The organism is Streptomyces sp. CO7 (assembly GCF_053474865.1).
Genome location: NZ_JBRIOU010000011.1, coordinates 49,278 through 49,876, shown reverse-complemented (window position 1 = coordinate 49,876; position 599 = coordinate 49,278). Strand labels below are relative to the sequence as shown.

The window sequence follows — 599 nt, the reverse complement described above, 5'->3', positions numbered from 1 at the left end:
CTCTCGGGGCGGGGATGCGGGCGGCGCACCAGTCTAGGAGGCGACGGGGCGTCCCGGGGCGCGCGGCGGGTGCCGAGCGCCCCCGCGACCGTGACCCCCCGGGGGTCGGGCGCGTTGGTCAAAGGAGAGTTGACCACAACGGGCCGCCTTCGTCGCGGCCGATCCTTTCATCGCCGGTTCGAGAGGCTTGTTCATGGCCGACCACGCAACCCACGACGCCCAGGCTCGGGCCAGCCTGCACCTGCTGGTACGGGACATCGAGCGGGTCCGCCGGCAGGTGGACGCGTTGCGCACGCTCACCGCCCAGCTGGGGAACGTCTACCGCCCGCGCCGTACGGGTTCCTCCGCCGGCTTCGTCGTCTACGGGCGGGCGCCGGCGCCGACGGTCCGTCTCGCGCAGGAGCTGCGCGACAGTGTCGAGACGCTGGTCACCGCGGCGGTGGACTTCGACCGGTCGCTGGGGTTCTCGTGGGACGCGGTGGGGTCCGCGCTGGGGGTCACCAAGCAGGCGGTGCACCGGCGGTACGGGGCGCGGAGGGCGGCGCAGCAGGCGGCCGCCGAGGCGGAGCGGCAGTCCCGGCAGCAGCCGCCCCCCACCC

Annotated in this window: 1 pseudogene; it reads left to right on the top strand. The window is 75.3% G+C overall.

What is annotated here, in order from left to right:
• Positions 1 to 193 precede the first annotated feature (193 nt).
• A pseudogene (locus ACOV8S_RS29300) lies at positions 194 to 599 on the top strand (hypothetical protein); the annotation flags it as partial.